Consider the following 15,936-nt stretch of genomic DNA (forward strand, 5'->3'; position numbering starts at 1 on the left):
GCCGAACTCTTCCATCGGCAGACGGTTGGACGACGAGCCAGCGCGATCGGCAGCCAGCAAGGCGTCGATATCGGCCTGACCGGCGTCACCGGTTTCTTCCAGGGCCGCAGCCCACTCATCAGCCAGTGCCTGGTCGTCCATGGCGCTCATATCGTCGTTCATCATTTGTCCTCGGCGGGCAAAAATTCAGTGAGTAGCAGTCTGTTGAAACAAAGGAGGTTGAGCGCCGGTCAGTGGCGCTCGATCGGCTCGATCACTTGCAACGCGAGGTTGCCTTTGTGCGAGCCCATCTTGACCTTGAAGGCAGGCACGCCGTTGGCGCGCATGATCATTTCTTCCGGCATCTCGACCGGGATAATGTCCCCCGGCTGCATATGCAGGATGTCGCGCAAGCGCAACTGGCGACGGGCAACCGTGGCACCGATCGGTACATCGACATCCAGCACGTCCTGACGCAAGGCATTGACCCAGCGCTCGTCCTGATCGTCGAGGTCCGACTGGAAACCGGCGTCGAGCATTTCGCGCACGGGCTCGATCATCGAGTACGGCATGGTCACGTGCAGGTCGCCGCCACCGCCATCGAGTTCGATGTGGAACGTGGACACCACCACCGCTTCGCTCGGGCCGACGATGTTGGCCATGGCCGGGTTGACTTCCGAGTTGATGTACTCGAAGTTCACTTCCATGATTGCCTGCCAGGCTTCCTTCAAATCGACGAAGGCCTGCTCCAGCACCATGCGTACCACGCGCAGTTCGGTCGGGGTGAACTCACGCCCCTCGATCTTGGCGTGACGGCCATCACCGCCGAAGAAGTTGTCCACCAGCTTGAACACCAGTTTGGCGTCGAGGATGAACAGTGCAGTGCCGCGCAACGGCTTGATCTTGACCAGGTTGAGGCTGGTCGGTACGTACAGCGAGTGCACGTACTCGCCAAACTTCAACACCTGCACACCACCGACGGCAACGTCCGCCGAGCGACGCAGCAAGTTGAACATGCTGATGCGGGTGTAACGGGCAAAACGCTCGTTGATCATCTCCAGGGTCGGCATGCGTCCGCGGACGATGCGATCCTGGCTGGTCAGGTCGTAGCTTTTGACGCTGCCGGGTTCAGCAACGTCATCGGTCTGTACCAGACCATCGTCGACGCCATGCAACAGCGCATCGATCTCATCCTGGGACAGCAGGTCCTGCACGGCCATGTCGTGTTCCTACTGCAGTACGAAATTAGTGAAAAGCAACTGTTCGATCACCACTTTGCCGAGCTCTTTCTGCGCCACTTCCTGCACGCTGGCCGTGGCCTTCTGACGCAACATCTCCTGGCCAATCGGCGTGGCCAGGGTGGTGAAATCCTGACCGGAGAACAGCATGACCAGGTTGTTGCGGATCACCGGCATGTGCACTTTGAGCGCGTCCAGATCGGCCTGATTGCGACCCTGCATGGTGATGCTCACCTGCATGTAGCGCTGACGGCCATTCTGGTTGAAGTTGGCCACGAAGGCCGGCGCCATGGACTCAAAAATCGCTGACTGCTTGCCAACCACTGCGGTTTCCACCGCGGCAGGCTTGCTCTGGGCGCTGTGCATGAAGAACCAGGTCGCCCCCACGGACAAGCCAATCGCCAACAGCATGGCCACCACGATCAAAATGATCAGCTTGATCTTGCCTTTGGTTGCGGGGTCTTTTACTGCTGCGTCGCTCTTCGCCATGCCAATAATCCGTCACTATTCGGGTTTTCACAGTCGCACGGCAAGGCAAGAGCAAGTGTTATGCCAGAAGTGTCGGGAGGGGATTTAAGGGGCACCACGAAAACAATGCAGGAGCGAGCCTGCTCGCGATGAGGCAGTAACATTCAACATCTTCATTGACTGTTACACCGCTATCGCCGGCAAGCCGGTCTCGCTCCCACAGGGGGTATTGCATTGAATCAGGCGTAGTAGTCGACCGCGCTGGAGCCGATCACGCTGGTAGCGGCTTCCGACACTTCTGCCACAGACGGCGCAGTTTCATCATCCATGGAATCAACACGACCACCGCCGGCGCTGGTGCGACCACCCTGCCCCTGCTGAGCCTGATTCTGCCCCTGACCTTGCCAGCCACGCGACTGATCAGACACGTTGACGTCAACCTGCCCCATGCCCTGCTGCGTGAACATGTCACGCAGGCGATGCATTTGACTGTCCAGCGCTTCGCGAACGCTTGGATGGGCGCTTATGAAAGTGACTTGGGTCTGTTGGTCCGGAACCATGTTCACCCGAATGTCGAGGCGACCCAGCTCGGCCGGCTGCAACTGAATGTCGGCCGCCTTGAGGTTGGCGCTGGAGAGGTACATGACCCGGTTGACCACCTCTTCGGTCCAGCCACTCTGATGCATGGCGATCGRCTGATTCACCGGCAACGCGTTGGCCGTCTTAGGGGTGGCCGCTTGAGTCAATGCCGCCAGACGGTTGGCGAAGTCATCGACACGGGTATCACTGCTGGCAGTTTTCAGGTCTTTCAGGCCGTCATCAATGAGTCCACTGAACGCTTTCTCGCCGCCTTGACGGGTGCTGTCCTTGTCGGTTTGCAGATCGACCAAGCTCTCCATGCCGGCAGTAAAGTTCTGCGCAGAGGTCGCTTCACCGTCTGCCTGGGCCTGGGCCGGGGAAGCTTTCACCTGAGCCTGACTGGAAGCTGAGACGTGACCACTTTGCTCCATGGCCAAACGCACTGCTGGCAGGGCATCGAGCGGGTCGGCTTCAGGATCGAAGTCGCTGTCGGTGGTTGCAGTGGCTTGCGCAGAAGCGGTAGCTACAGGCGCCGTGACCTGCGACTGCGCTGCCGCCATCAAGGCTTGGGCGAGGGACGGATCGATTGGGGCGGTGTCGAGCACCGGCGTCTGACTCGTACCCGGCGCGACATCGCTGGCCCCCTCGACCGGCGCCGGTTTTTCGGCGGGCAAGGAATTGCCGCTATCGGCAACCGAAGGTTCCGAGGCGGCAGCGTTATCGCTGCTGGCGTCGGATTCTGCGGTGTCTTGCGTCGCAGTGTCCGTTGCCGGTGTGGTGGATTTGTTCGCGTCCGCAGCAGGCTTGTCCTGACCCTGATTGGCATAGACCTGAGCGAAGCTGGACGCCTTGTCCCCGGGCTCGGCTGCCACCGCCGAGGTATTGACGGAAACAGCGAGCGTCTTGGCCGCTGGGCTGGCCTGAAGAAGTGAATTGGGGGTAACGGGCATGAAACGGTCTCCGCTGCACTGGGATCATAGGTACAGTTGAGTGAGTTGACTGCAAGGGTCGGGCCAGCATGACCAAAGCGGCGTTAACAACACCGAATGGTCAGATTACCCGGAGAGAGAGCGCTGTCTTTCTGCTTCATATAGCGGTCGGATGATGGCGAATTCGCTGTCGATTTTTTCAAGCAGTTTTTCAATGTCCGCCATTTTTCTTTCCTTGGCGCATTGCTCCAGTTCATGACACAGCTTAGCCAGGCGAACGGCGCCCATATTGCTGCTGCTGCCCTTGAAACTATGAGCGGCATTCATAAACCGGGAGGCATCTTTGGCCTTTCGCAAGTCACTCAAACGCTCTTCGGAATCGCGAAGAAACGTCTCCAGCAGGTCTGGGTACTCATCCTCCATCACTTCCCGCAACGCGCTCAGCACGTCTGGGTCCAGATGTATGTCAGCCACTTGCTCTCTCCTTGATCAAGAATGCGTGAATTATGCCAGAGCCTCCCAAAAAAACTCCACGCGCGCACTGCGCCCCTCGTCAGACCAGCTCGCATTTCGGCCCAACTGGCGGACAAGGCTCACGCCACGGCCCGAGAGACGGACACCATCAAGCGGTCGTTCCAGCGCCCGCGCCACGTCAAAACCCTTGCCACTGTCTTCAACCCGAACAGTCAGGCAACCGCCCTTGCCTTCTGGCGTGACCTGCAAATGCACCCGCACGTAACCGTCCTGCAATGCATCCAGCCGTTCATTGCGCTGAAGATAATAGCGCGCAAAGCCCGATGCATCGCGCTTGAGGCTTGAATCCAGACCCAGCACGCCATGTTCMAGTGCGTTGGAATACAGCTCGGAGAGCACACTGTAGAGCGCACCGCTTTGAGCCCGCAACCCGTGAACCTCAAGCAGTAACTGCAACAGGTAGGGCAACGGATTGAAACGCTTGAGGGTCGCGGCGCGGAATTCAAAACTTGCCGACCAGTCCAGCGGACAGGACTGGCCGCTGTCGGAGTACACCAGCGCAGGCGGGCTCAGTTGCGCCGCCTCCAACAGACTGACTTCGACCATGCTCACGTCATCGCGGGCGTCGCCGCCAAAATCCCGCAGGGCCTGTTCGATTTCCTCCAACAGCGTGTCAGGCTGACGATTGGCCACAAACACCTGCCGCAACCGCTCCACGCCAAACAATTGTTCGTCGCCATCACACGTGTCGATGACCCCGTCGGACAGCAGGAACACTCGATCCCCGACAGCCATCGGGAACACTTCGGTGCGGTCATCGAAGGTTTGCGGGCTCAGCACGCCCAAGGGCAGGTGGCGCGATGTCAGCGGCTTGCGCTCCCCCGTGGCGATGGCGTGCAGATAGCCGTCCGGCATTCCGCCATTCCAGACCTCCACCGAGCGTCGTTGAAAGCTCAAACACAACAACGTGGCGCAGCAGAACATGTCCACCGGCAGGATGCGTTTGAGCTTGGCGTTCATTTCCCGCAGGGTTTCAGGCAGGCCGTAGCCCTTGGCCGTCATGCCGTAGAAGACTTCGGCAAGTGGCATGGCGCCCACGGCCGCTGGCAAACCATGGCCGGTGAAGTCCCCCAACAAAACGTGCATGTCGCCAGCCGGGTTGAAAGTAGCCAACAGCAGGTCACCGTTGAACAGCGCGTAAGGCGATTGCAGGTAGCGGATGTTCGGCGCACTCAGACAGCCGGAATGCGCCACCTTGTCGAACACCGCCTTGGCCACCCGCTGCTCATTGAGCAAATACTCGTGATGTCTGGCGATCAGGTCACGCTGTTGCAGCACGGTAGCTTGCAAGCGGCGCAAGCGATCCATCGCCTTGATCTTGGCCGCCAGAATAACCGGGTTGTAGGGCTTTGCCAGAAAGTCATCGCCGCCAGCCTCCAGGCATCGGGCCAGGGCTTCGCTTTCGCTGAGCGAGGTCAGGAAGATGATCGGCACCAGGGTTTCCCCGGCCAACAACTTTATCTGCCGCGCGGCCTCGAAACCGTCCATCACCGGCATCATGGCGTCCATCAACACCAAGTGCGGTCGTTGCTGGCGAAATGTATCGACCGCATCGGCACCATGGGCGGCCGTCAACACTTCATGACCCTGGCGGCGGACGATATGCGACAGCAGCATGCGATCGGCCGCGCTGTCTTCGGCGATGAGTATCGTCAGGGGTTCGAGTGACTGCATGCCCGTCAACTGATGTCGAACAGCTTGTCGAAGTTGGAGATAGCGAGGATTTTCCGGACATCCGAACTGCTATTGACCACACGAATATCGGATCTGTCTCCGCCAGAGTGATCCCGCAGCAGGAGCAACATGCCCAGCGCCGAGCTATCGAGGTAGGTTGCGTCTTTCAAGTCGACTACCACCGATTTCGGCATCTTGCCGTCTTTGCGCTCGTACGACTTACGAAATTCCAGATGCTTGGCGAAATCGAATCGTCCCTTGACCGATATCGTAAGTTGTTTCCCATCCCGGGATAGTTCTGCTGTGACTGTCATTTAACGGCTTCCTTGTCATTGGCTAGCGTGCTGCACAAGGTTTAGCACTTGGCAGGGATAGGGGCAAGACTGGTAAGTTGCAGAGTCTTCGAGTACGCCATCGCGGGCAAGCCACRCTCCCACAGGATTCGTGTCGTTCAAAGCAAATACGAACAACACGAATCCTGTGGGAGCGTGGCTTGCCCGCGAAGAACGATGACAYGGAACCACTGATTCAATACGGATCATGCCTCGGCAAGCGCTGCGACAACTCATCCAGCAGCTTCTGCTCGCGTTTGTCTTCCAACTGTTGTGCCTCATCCTTGTAACGCTGCACAAGTTTTCGCAATCCTTCGACACGGGCGAACGCCTGTTGCCAGGTATCTCGCGCCTTGTTCAGGTTATTTTGGTGCCAGTTCAGGCTCTGCCGCTGCTGATCGATGGCGGTGCCCAGTTGCGCCAGAAAGCCCTGATACCCCAGCAACCACTGGCCGGAAACGCCACTGCTGCCGCGCACGATCCATTGTTCCTGGTATTCGAGGCGGAAGGCTTCAAGGTCGGCCAGCTTGCTTTCTGCCACACGCACCTGCCCCTGAAAATGCCCGAGGCGCAGGACGGCGGTTTTCTCGGCCTTTTCGGCCATGTCCACCACCGGCACCAGGCGCGCGGCTCGACTTATGGCCATGGTCGGTTAGCCGCCCGCTGCCGGAGCGAAGATGGAAGCGAGATGGTTGACGCTGGCGCCCATGCCGATGTTGTCGTTCAAACCCTGACGCAGGTACGTGACCATGGCCGGCTGGAGCGAAATCGCCGTGTCGGTTTCACGATCACCGCCCGGCACATAAGCACCGACACTGATCAAATCACGACTCTGCTGATAGCGAGACCAGTACTGCTTGAACATCTGCGCGCGGGTCATGTGTTCCGGGCTGACCACCGACGGCATGACCCGGCTGATGGATGCTTCGATATCGATGGCCGGGTAATGACCCTCTTCAGCCAGTCGACGGGACAACACGATGTGCCCGTCGAGCACGCCGCGCGCGGCATCGGCGATCGGGTCTTGCTGATCATCGCCTTCGGACAACACGGTGTAGAACGCGGTGATCGAACCACCGCCCTTTTCGGCGTTGCCGGCCCGCTCCACCAATTTTGGCAACTTGGCGAATACCGACGGCGGATACCCCTTGGTGGCCGGCGGCTCGCCAATGGCCAGGGCGATTTCCCGCTGGGCCTGGGCGAAACGAGTCAGGGAATCCATGAGCAACAGGACATTCTTGCCCTTGTCGCGGAAATACTCGGCGATACGCGTGCAATACATCGCCGCGCGCAGACGCATCAGCGGCGCATCGTCCGCTGGAGACGCCACGACCACGGAACGCTTGAGCCCTTCTTCACCGAGGCTGTGCTCGATGAATTCCTTGACTTCGCGCCCCCGCTCACCGATCAGTCCGACCACGATAATGTCGGCCTCGGTGAAGCGAGTCATCATGCCCAGCAGTACCGATTTACCGACACCAGTACCGGCGAACAGCCCGAGACGCTGGCCGCGACCGACTGTCAACAAACCGTTGATGGTGCGAATGCCCACATCCAGCGGTTCGCTGATCGGTTCACGCTTGAGCGGGTTGATGGCGGGACCGTCCATCGACACCCAGTCTTCGGCTTTCATCCCGCCTTTGCCGTCCAGCGCACGACCGGCGCCATCGAGCACCCGGCCCAGCATGCTCATGCCCATTGGCAAGCGGCCGGTATCGGCGAGCGGGACCACACGGGCACCGGGGGCAATGCCAGCAACGCTGCCCACAGGCATCAGGAATACTTTGCTGCCGGAGAATCCCATGACCTCGGCTTCGACCTGCACCGGGTGGTAGCTGTCGTCGTTGATGACCATGCAGCGGCTACCCATGGCAGCGCGCAAGCCTTCAGCTTCGAGGGTCAGGCCGACCATGCGCAGCAAGCGGCCTTCCAGAACCGGCGCGCCGGCAAGCTCCGTGGCCTCGGCGTAACCGCCCAGGCGCTTGGCGAAGCTGGTGCGTTCAAGGCGCATCAGGATCGTCCAGTTGCGGCTCGAGCGGCGCCACGGCAGGCTTTTCGTCRATCGGCAGCTCCAGGTGCAGATCCGGTGCAGATGGGTGCAGCGTCTGATCGTGCAACTGATCGAGCAGCTTGGCCATGACTTGGGCGACGCGGGTTTCGACGGTGGCGTCGATGCGACTGTGTTCCGTTTCAACCCGGCAACCACCGGGCAACAACGACTCGTCTTCGACGATGCGCCAGGTTTCTTCGTGGCGTTCGCGCAACGCTTTGACTTGTTCGAAGTCCTGCGGATTGATGTACAAACGCACATTGCCCACGCCCAAAGGCAAGAGCTTGAGCGCTTCACGCATGACGTGTTCGATCTGCGTCGAGTCGATGGCCAGTTCGCGCTGAATCACTTGTTTGGTGATGTGCTGCACGAGGTCGACCATGGACCGCTCAATGAAAGTGTCCTGCTCGGCGATAGGCTCGAACAGGTTGACCATCAGTTGTTCAAGACCGGCAATCTTCGGCGCCAGCGCCGCTTCGGCTTCCTGACGAACTTTGAGCGTGGTGCTGTGAAAACCTTCTTTCTCGCCCACGGCGAAGCCTTCGTTGTAGGCCTCCTGGCGAATCGCTTCGAGTTCTTCGAGGGTCAGTGGCTGGACTTCGTCCAGCGGCACTTCTTCCATCTGCGGTGGCTCGGGCTCGGGGTCAGGCTCCGGCACAAAAGGGTCGAAACTGGGCAGCGCCCAGACGTCGAAACCGGCAACGTGTTTGCCACGAATCAAGTCGGTCTGAAACTCATCATGTTTAGACGACATAGTGACCTTAGATCATCTCTTCGCCGCCCTTCCCGCCGAGAACGATTTCTCCGGCTTCGGCCATACGGCGGGCAATGGTGAGGATTTCTTTCTGCGCGGTTTCCACATCGCTGACACGCACCGGGCCTTTGGCCTCAAGGTCGTCGCGCAACAGTTCGGCCGCTCGTTTGGACATGTTCTTGAAGATCTTTTCCTTGACGCTTTCGTCCGACCCCTTGAGGGCCAGTACCAGCACGTCGGAGGACACTTCGCGCAGCAACGCCTGAATCCCGCGGTCGTCGACATCGGACAGGTTGTTGAACACGAACATGAGGTCTTCGATCTGGCCGGACAGGTCTTCGTCGACTTCGCGGATCGAGTCCATCAACTGGCCTTCGATCGAGCTGTCTAGGAAGTTCATGATATCGGCCGCACGCTTGATGCCACCCAGGTTGGTGCGCGAGGCATTCGAATTGCCGGAGAACTGCTTCTCGAGAATCTGGTTGAGTTCTTTCAGGGCAGCCGGCTGTACGGTGTTCAGCGAGGAGACCCGCAGGATGATGTCCAGTCGGACCTTGTGGTCGAAGTTGCCGAGTACTTCACCGGCCTGATCAGGGTCGAGATACGCCACAACGATCGCCTGGATCTGTGGGTGCTCGTAACGGATCACGTCGGCAACGGCACGCGGCTCCATCCACTTCAGGCTGTCGAGGCCACTGGTGTTGCCACCCAAGAGGATGCGGTCGATCAGGCCGTTGGCCTTGTCTTCGCCCAAGGCCTGGGTGAGCATTTTGCGCACGTAGTCGTCGGAGCCGACGCCCAGGCTGGTCTGGTCACCGACGATGTTGACGAACTCGCTCATGACCTGCTCGACCTGCTCGCGGTGCACGTTGCCCATCTGGGCCATCGCTACACCCACGCGCTGGACCTCTTTAGGCCCCATGTGACGCAATACCTGTGCAGCATCGGTCGAACCGAGGGACAGCAGCAGAATCGCGGCTTTGTCGACCTTGGACAGTTTGGCGGCAACGGCTCGGTTATCACTCATCTGCGTTAATCCACTCTTTCACGACCTGGGCCACGCGACCCGGGTCTTCTGCCACCAGACTCTTGATTGCATTCAACTGCGCGTCATAGCCCTCGCTCGGGCTTGGCAGCAGGATGCTTTGCGGGCCGCCGAGGCTGACGCGGTCGTTGGCCAGTTCGCCATCCAGGCCGCCCATGCCACCCAACTCGACGTCGCTGCCGATCAGCTGTTTATCTTTGCCGCCACCGGTGATGTTGTTGAGTACCGGACGCAGCACGCCGAACACCAGCACCAGGATGAACAAGACACCCAGCAATTGCTTGACGACGTCCCAGAACCACGGCTGCGAGTAGAACGCAATATCGGCAATCACTTCACCGCGCTCTGCGGAGAACGGCATGTTGATCACACTGACGCTGTCGCCACGGCTGGCATCGAAACCGACCGCATCCTGCACCAGACGGGTGAAGCGCGCCAATTCATCAGCGGTCCACGGTGCCCGGGTAGTTTCGCCGTTGGCGGCGTTGACCTTGACCTGATCGTCCACCACCACCGATACCGACAGGCGATTGAGTCGGCCCTGCTGTTGCCTGGTGTGGCTGATGGAGCGGTCGAGTTCGAAGTTCTTGGTGGATTGTTGACGCTTGTCGGCCGGGTACGGCGCCAGCATCGGCTGACCGGTGGCAGGGTCCATGATTTGTTGACCGTTGGCATCGATCAACGGCTGACCTGGCTGCACCATGCCGGCCGACGCAGTCGTACCACTGGTGGATTGCGGTGCCGAGGCTGGCGACGGCGGCTGGTTGCTCAGAGCTCCCGGCACACCTTGCGGGCCATTGCTGGCGGTGCGTTGTTCGTTGACCGATTGCTCGCTGCGCAACGCCGGTTGATCCGGGTTGAATTGCTCGGAGGTCGATTCGACGGTACTGAAATCGACGTCGGCAGACACTTCGGCTTTATAGCGATCGTTGCCCAGCACCGGTTGCAGGATGTTGTGCACGCGCTGGGTCAGCATGCTTTCCATGCGGCGGCTGTAATCGAATTGCTTGCCGGCCATGGTCAGTTCGGAGTTTTCCGCCTGATCCGACAGCAGGTTTCCCTTCTGGTCGACGACGGTGATCTGGGATTTACTCAGTTCAGGAACACTGGTCGCGACCAGGTTGATGATCGCCACCACTTGACCCGGCTCCAGCGAACGACCGGAATACAATTCAACCAGAACCGAAGCGCTCGGCTTGCGTTCGTCACGCACGAACACCGAACTTTTCGGAATCGCCAGGTGTACGCGGGCGCCCTTGACGTTGTTCAGACTGGAAATGGTGCGTGCCAATTCGCCTTCGAGACCGCGACGATAACGGGTCGCTTCCATGAACTGGCTGGTCCCCAGGCCCTGGTCCTTGTCGAGGATTTCAAAGCCGATGTTGCCGTCGCTGGGAGTGACACCGGCCGCCGCGAGTTTAAGTCGCGCACGGGACAAATCATCGGCCTTGACCAGCAATGCGCCAGAGTTCGGTTCAACGGTGTAAGGAATATCGGCGGAGGCCAGGGTATCCATGACCTGCTTGGCGTCCATACCGGCAAGGCTGCCGTACAGAGGCCGGTAGTCCGGCTGCTGAGACCACAGCACCACGGCAAAACCTATCGCCACGCTCGCAGCCAGGCCAACCAACAGGCCCACCTGACGCAACATGGTCATCTCGGAGAGGTTCTCCAGGAAGGACAACCCAAACAGCGGCGGTTTCCCGTCTATTGGATTGACCCTGGCCGGAACGTTATCGGCGCCTGCTTCTGCCATGACTCAATTCGTCCTTAAACCGGCATCTGCATGATGTCTTGGTAAGCCTGGACCAGCTTGTTACGCACTTGCGTCAACGCCTGGAAAGAGACACTAGCCTTCTGCGAGGAAATCATGACGTCTGTCAAGTCGACGCCGCTCTTGCCGATCTCGAAGGCACTGGCCAACTGAGTGGACGCCTGCTGAGTGTCGTTCACTTTATTGATGGCTTGACCGAGCATGTCGGAAAAGCTGCTACCACCCAATTCAGGGATTGCGGCTGTCGATTTAGGCGCAGACATGGCATCCATTTGCATGGAACGCATATCCAGCATCAACCGATTGAATTCAATACCTTGGCTCATGATCTACTCTCGTTGGCAACCCGCATTTTTTTGACACTCACTCGGCGGGTAGAGAGGTGTTAGCAACAAGGGTGCCAGCTCCGTGATGGCTCTAAACAAAACCCAACCTCTATTCAAGCCCTAACGCAATCTGTAGCAGCTGGCGAAGCCTGCTACAGGGATCAGGTGGCGAACAAGTAAGCTTCCACGTCCATTCCTGCATCACGCATTTGCGCCAGCTTGTAGCGCAGGGTCCTGGGACTAATGCCCAGGCGTTCAGCCGCTTCTTTGCGACGGCCGCGCTCAGAACGCAGGGTATCGATGATCATCTGGAATTCGCGACGCCGCAGGTCGTCACCCAAGGCACCTGCCGATTCGGCCTCGCCCTCTGACGCGCGAACAGGCACCGGCGACGAAACGGGCAACGGCGCGCAGGTCACTGCCCCGACCAGACAGAAATCCTGCGGCTGGATCACTCCGCCCTGCTGCAGAATCAAGGCGCGCTGAATGGCATTGTCCAACTCACGCACATTGCCCGGCCACGGATAACCAATCAGGCACGCCTGCGCTTCGGGGGACAGCCGCGCCACTGCATGCTTCATTTTATTGACGTGTTTGGCCAACAGTCGCTCAGCCAGCGGCAGGATGTCGGCCGTGCGCTCGCGCAGCGGACGCCAGGCCAGCGGAAACACCGACAGCCGATAGTAAAGGTCTTCACGAAAACGCCCCGCCGCCACTTCGCCAGCCAGATCGCGGTTGGTGGTGGCCACGACCCGAATGTCCAGCGTKATCGTTTTGCGTGCGCCCACCCGTTCGACTTCACGCTCCTGCAAAACGCGCAGCAACTTGGCCTGGAGGCCGAGGGGCATTTCGGAAATTTCATCGAGCAGAATCGTGCCGCCGTCAGCCTGTTCGAACTTGCCGGCCTGCGCCGCAATGGCGCCCGTGAACGAACCCTTTTCGTGACCGAACAACGTGGCTTCGAGCATATTGTCGGGGATCGCTGCGCAGTTGATCGCAATAAACGGCTGACTGGCGCGATGGGAATGCTGGTGGATGTAGCGGGCCAACACTTCTTTACCGGTGCCGGATTCCCCAGAGATCAATACCGTGGAATCACTGCGCGCCACTCGGGCGGCCAACTCCAGCAACTGAGCACTGGCCGGCTCGAATGCGACCGGACCTTCGCCCTCGACCGTACCGAGATTACCCAACGCATGACGCGCCACCAAATCAAGCAAAGCCTTGGGCTCGAACGGTTTGACCAGATAATCCGCCGCCCCCTGACGCATCGCATCAACGGCCCGTTCGACGGCACCATGGGCCGTCATCAGCAACACCGGCAATTGCGGCTGACGCGCCCGCAGCAAACCGAGCAGCTGGTGCCCGTCCATGCCCGGCATATTGACGTCACTGATCACCAGATTGAACGCCTCGACAACCACCGCCGCCAACGCATCCTCTGCCGAACCCACCGCCTTGAAATCGTGCCCCGCCAGCAACAGCGTATCGGCCAATGCGTCGCGTAGTGCGCGATCATCCTCGACCAGTAAAACCTTGATTGCCATGCCTTTCATTGCACTCCCTGGGCACTGGGTTTATCACCCGAAAAAAGCGGCAGAATCACTTGCGCACACGTGCCGCGCCCCGGTCGCGAGCGTAGCTTCAATTCTCCCTGATGCGCACGCGCCACCGCCTTGACCACGGTCAGACCCAAGCCCGTCCCAGTGGTTTTGGTGGTGAAAAACGGCTCCCCCAGACGTGCCAGGACGTGGCTGCCGATGCCACTGCCGCCGTCGCTAACGCACACGCGCAGGGTGTTTTCACGGGTATAAAAGTGAACCTTCAAGCGGACATCGCCGGCACTCGCCTGAATCGCATTCTCGACCAGATTGAGGATCGCCCCGATCAGCGTGTCGCGATTACACAGCAACTCGCCAGCGTGACTGTCGCACTGCCAACGGACTGACAGGTCTTGAACATGCGTCAGTGCTGCCGCTTGCAGCGATTGCATCAACTGTTTCGGCGTGATGCGGTCGGTCAGCGGCAGCTCGCCGCGTGCGAACACCAGCATGTCGCGAACCTGATGTTCCAGCTCATGCAAACGCTCTTTCAGGCGACCGGCAAAACGCTGCTGCGTGGCGACTGGCAGCTCTTTCTCAGCCAAGTGACTGGCATAAAGCAAAGCAGCTGACAACGGCGTACGAATTTGATGAGCCAGGGAGGCGACCATTCGGCCGAGGGAAGACAAGCGCTCGTGACGGGCCAACTGATCTTGCAGATGACGGGTTTCAGTCAAGTCGTTCAGCAGCACCAACTGACCTGGCTCAGCGTCCAGCGAGCGAGTGGCAATCGACAGACGCCGACCGTCCTTGAGAGAGATTTCATGACCGTCGTCTTTACGAGGCGCGAAACAACGGGCGATGACCTGGCGCCAGAGTTCACCTTCGAGCGGCAGACCGAGCAATTCGCACGCCGCCGGATTGGCTTCGCGCACAATGCCTTGGGCATCGATTACGATGACGCCGCCGGGCAACAGGTCGAGGAGATTTTGCAGACGATTAGCCAGGCGTTCTTTTTCCGCCAGCTCTTGCATGCGCTGTGCACTGACCACCGCCAACTCACCCTTGAGCTCGGTGACCCGGGCTTCAAGCAGGCTGTAGGAGTCGGTCAGTTGACTCGACATCTGACTGAACAGCGCAAACGCCTGCTCAAGGCCAAGCCGGCTTGCCTGCTCTACGGACGACGGCTGCCCCGAAACGTCAGGGACAGGAGACAACTGGGCGGCTTGGGGCATTGTGCTCTCTCGCTTGGTTGACCGTCAGTTAAACGGAACGTTGCGAGGGACGTAGCAATACCCGTGCCTAAAAAAACCGCCCAAAAATGAAGGACTTGAAAAACAGGCGTCAATCATCTGCCTGTTCATCACCGTCGCGACGGCTCATGCCGTACTTGCGCATCTTCTCCACCAGCGTGGTGCGACGAATACGCAGGCGTTCAGCAGCGCGCGCCACAATGCCATTGGCATCATCCAGCGCTTGCTGAATAAGCCCCTGCTCCAGACCACCGAGATAGTCCTTCAGGTCCAGGCCTTCCGGGGGCAGCATGGCAGTGGTGGTGAAGTCCGGGGAATGACCATTGATGGCCACCCGCTCTTCAAGATCATTGCGCAGGCTGTCGACCAACTGCTCGTCTTCGTCATCGACGTAGCGGAATTTCTTCGGCAACTCGATCACACCGATTACCCCGTAGGGGTGCATGATCGCCATGCGCTCCACCAGGTTGGCGAGTTCGCGAACGTTGCCCGGCCAACCGTGACGGCACAGCGACATGATYGCGGCGGAGTTGAAACGGATCGACCCGCGCTTCTCGTGCTCCATGCGCGAGATCAATTCGTTCATCAGCAGCGGGATGTCTTCGACACGTYCGCGCAGGGGCGCCATCTCGATCGGGAACACGTTCAGGCGGTAATACAAGTCTTCGCGGAACGTGCCGATCTCGATCATGCTTTCGAGGTTCTTGTGGGTCGCGGCAATGATGCGCACGTCGACACTTTRGGTCTTGTTACTGCCCACGCGCTCGAAGGTGCGCTCCTGCAGGACACGCAGCAGCTTGACCTGCATCGGCAGCGGCATGTCGCCGATTTCATCAAGAAACAGGGTGCCGCCATTAGCCAGCTCGAAACGCCCGGCACGGCTGGTGATCGCCCCGGTGAAGGCGCCCTTCTCGTGGCCGAACAATTCGCTTTCCAGCAACTCGGCCGGGATCGCCCCACAATTGACCGGAACGAATGGCGCCTCACGACGCCTGGAGTGATAGTGCAAGTTGCGCGCAACCACTTCCTTGCCGGTGCCGGACTCGCCAAGAATCAGTACGCTGGCGTCGGTGTCAGCCACTTGTTGCATCATCTGACGCACGTGTTGAATCGCCCGGCTGGTGCCGACAAGGCTGCGGAACAGATTGGGTTCACGGTGACGACCGCGCTCGCGAGCCTGGTCGTACATTTCGCGATAGACCTGAGCACGGTGCAGGGAGTCGAGCAATTTGCTGTAGCTGGGTGGCATTTCGAGGGTCGACAGCACTCGACGTCGCTGGTCTTCTGGCAAGTCAACGGCAGAATTATCGCCCATTAACAAAACCGGAAGGAACTCATCCCAGGTTGCGAGTGTCTTTAGCAAGCCCGTAAGTGCGCCAGAAGCATTAACCGACCCGATGAGGACACAGATCACGTCACGACTTGATGACAAAGAGCCGACAGCCTGCTGCCACTCATGG

General features: G+C 59.5%; 15 protein-coding genes and 1 pseudogene. All 16 read right to left on the minus strand.

Features of this window, described 5'->3' with window-relative positions:
• Window positions 1-162, minus strand: a pseudogene (gene fliN, locus AC1DSG_RS16935) (flagellar motor switch protein FliN); the annotation flags it as partial.
• A 68-nt stretch (window positions 163-230) separates the two neighbouring features.
• Window positions 231-1,199, minus strand: a complete 969-nt coding sequence (fliM, locus tag AC1DSG_RS16940; protein WP_477791912.1) for a flagellar motor switch protein FliM — start codon at window positions 1,197-1,199, stop codon at window positions 231-233.
• Between the two features lie 9 nt (window positions 1,200-1,208).
• On the minus strand, window positions 1,209-1,706 hold the full coding sequence (gene fliL / locus AC1DSG_RS16945; protein WP_477791913.1) for a flagellar basal body-associated protein FliL: 498 nt from the start codon (window positions 1,704-1,706) through the stop codon (window positions 1,209-1,211).
• A 218-nt stretch (window positions 1,707-1,924) separates the two neighbouring features.
• On the minus strand, window positions 1,925-3,214 hold the full coding sequence (locus tag AC1DSG_RS16950) for a flagellar hook-length control protein FliK (protein ID WP_477791914.1): 1,290 nt from the start codon (window positions 3,212-3,214) through the stop codon (window positions 1,925-1,927).
• A 105-nt stretch (window positions 3,215-3,319) separates the two neighbouring features.
• Window positions 3,320-3,667 (minus strand): Hpt domain-containing protein, encoded by a 348-nt coding sequence (locus tag AC1DSG_RS16955; RefSeq protein ID WP_477791915.1) that lies wholly within the window; start codon window positions 3,665-3,667, stop codon window positions 3,320-3,322.
• Between the two features lie 30 nt (window positions 3,668-3,697).
• Window positions 3,698-5,401 (minus strand): ATP-binding SpoIIE family protein phosphatase, encoded by a 1,704-nt coding sequence (locus tag AC1DSG_RS16960; RefSeq protein ID WP_477791916.1) that lies wholly within the window; start codon window positions 5,399-5,401, stop codon window positions 3,698-3,700.
• 5 nt (window positions 5,402-5,406) lie between these two features.
• Complete coding sequence (locus tag AC1DSG_RS16965) at window positions 5,407-5,715, minus strand: STAS domain-containing protein (protein ID WP_477791917.1); 309 nt, start codon at window positions 5,713-5,715, stop codon at window positions 5,407-5,409.
• A gap of 214 nt (window positions 5,716-5,929) precedes the next feature.
• Window positions 5,930-6,379, minus strand: a complete 450-nt coding sequence (fliJ, locus tag AC1DSG_RS16970) for a flagellar export protein FliJ (protein ID WP_477791918.1) — start codon at window positions 6,377-6,379, stop codon at window positions 5,930-5,932.
• Between the two features lie 6 nt (window positions 6,380-6,385).
• Window positions 6,386-7,744 (minus strand): flagellar protein export ATPase FliI, encoded by a 1,359-nt coding sequence (gene fliI, locus AC1DSG_RS16975; protein WP_477791919.1) that lies wholly within the window; start codon window positions 7,742-7,744, stop codon window positions 6,386-6,388.
• The gene (gene fliH, locus AC1DSG_RS16980) at window positions 7,734-8,537 is read right to left on the minus strand and encodes a flagellar assembly protein FliH (protein WP_477791920.1); all 804 of its coding nucleotides are present in this window, start codon (window positions 8,535-8,537) and stop codon (window positions 7,734-7,736) included. The genes fliI and fliH overlap by 11 nt, the downstream gene beginning before the upstream one ends.
• Window positions 8,538-8,544: 7 nt before the next feature.
• Entirely contained in the window at window positions 8,545-9,564 is a 1,020-nt protein-coding gene (gene fliG / locus AC1DSG_RS16985; RefSeq protein WP_477791921.1) for a flagellar motor switch protein FliG, read from the minus strand.
• Window positions 9,557-11,338, minus strand: a complete 1,782-nt coding sequence (fliF, locus tag AC1DSG_RS16990; RefSeq protein WP_477791922.1) for a flagellar basal-body MS-ring/collar protein FliF — start codon at window positions 11,336-11,338, stop codon at window positions 9,557-9,559. Before fliF ends, fliG begins: the two co-directional genes overlap by 8 nt.
• 14 nt (window positions 11,339-11,352) lie before the next feature.
• On the minus strand, window positions 11,353-11,682 hold the full coding sequence (fliE, locus tag AC1DSG_RS16995; protein WP_477791923.1) for a flagellar hook-basal body complex protein FliE: 330 nt from the start codon (window positions 11,680-11,682) through the stop codon (window positions 11,353-11,355).
• 161 nt (window positions 11,683-11,843) lie between these two features.
• On the minus strand, window positions 11,844-13,229 hold the full coding sequence (locus AC1DSG_RS17000) for a sigma-54-dependent transcriptional regulator (protein ID WP_477791926.1): 1,386 nt from the start codon (window positions 13,227-13,229) through the stop codon (window positions 11,844-11,846).
• A 5-nt stretch (window positions 13,230-13,234) separates the two neighbouring features.
• A complete protein-coding gene (locus AC1DSG_RS17005) occupies window positions 13,235-14,458 on the minus strand; it encodes a sensor histidine kinase (RefSeq protein WP_477791924.1) in 1,224 nt (407 codons plus the stop codon).
• A 109-nt stretch (window positions 14,459-14,567) separates the two neighbouring features.
• Window positions 14,568-15,936, minus strand: a 1,369-nt coding sequence (locus AC1DSG_RS17010; RefSeq protein WP_477791925.1) for a sigma-54 dependent transcriptional regulator, incomplete at its 5' end; no start/stop codon positions are given.

The organism is Pseudomonas sp. P5_A12, from assembly GCF_056400685.1.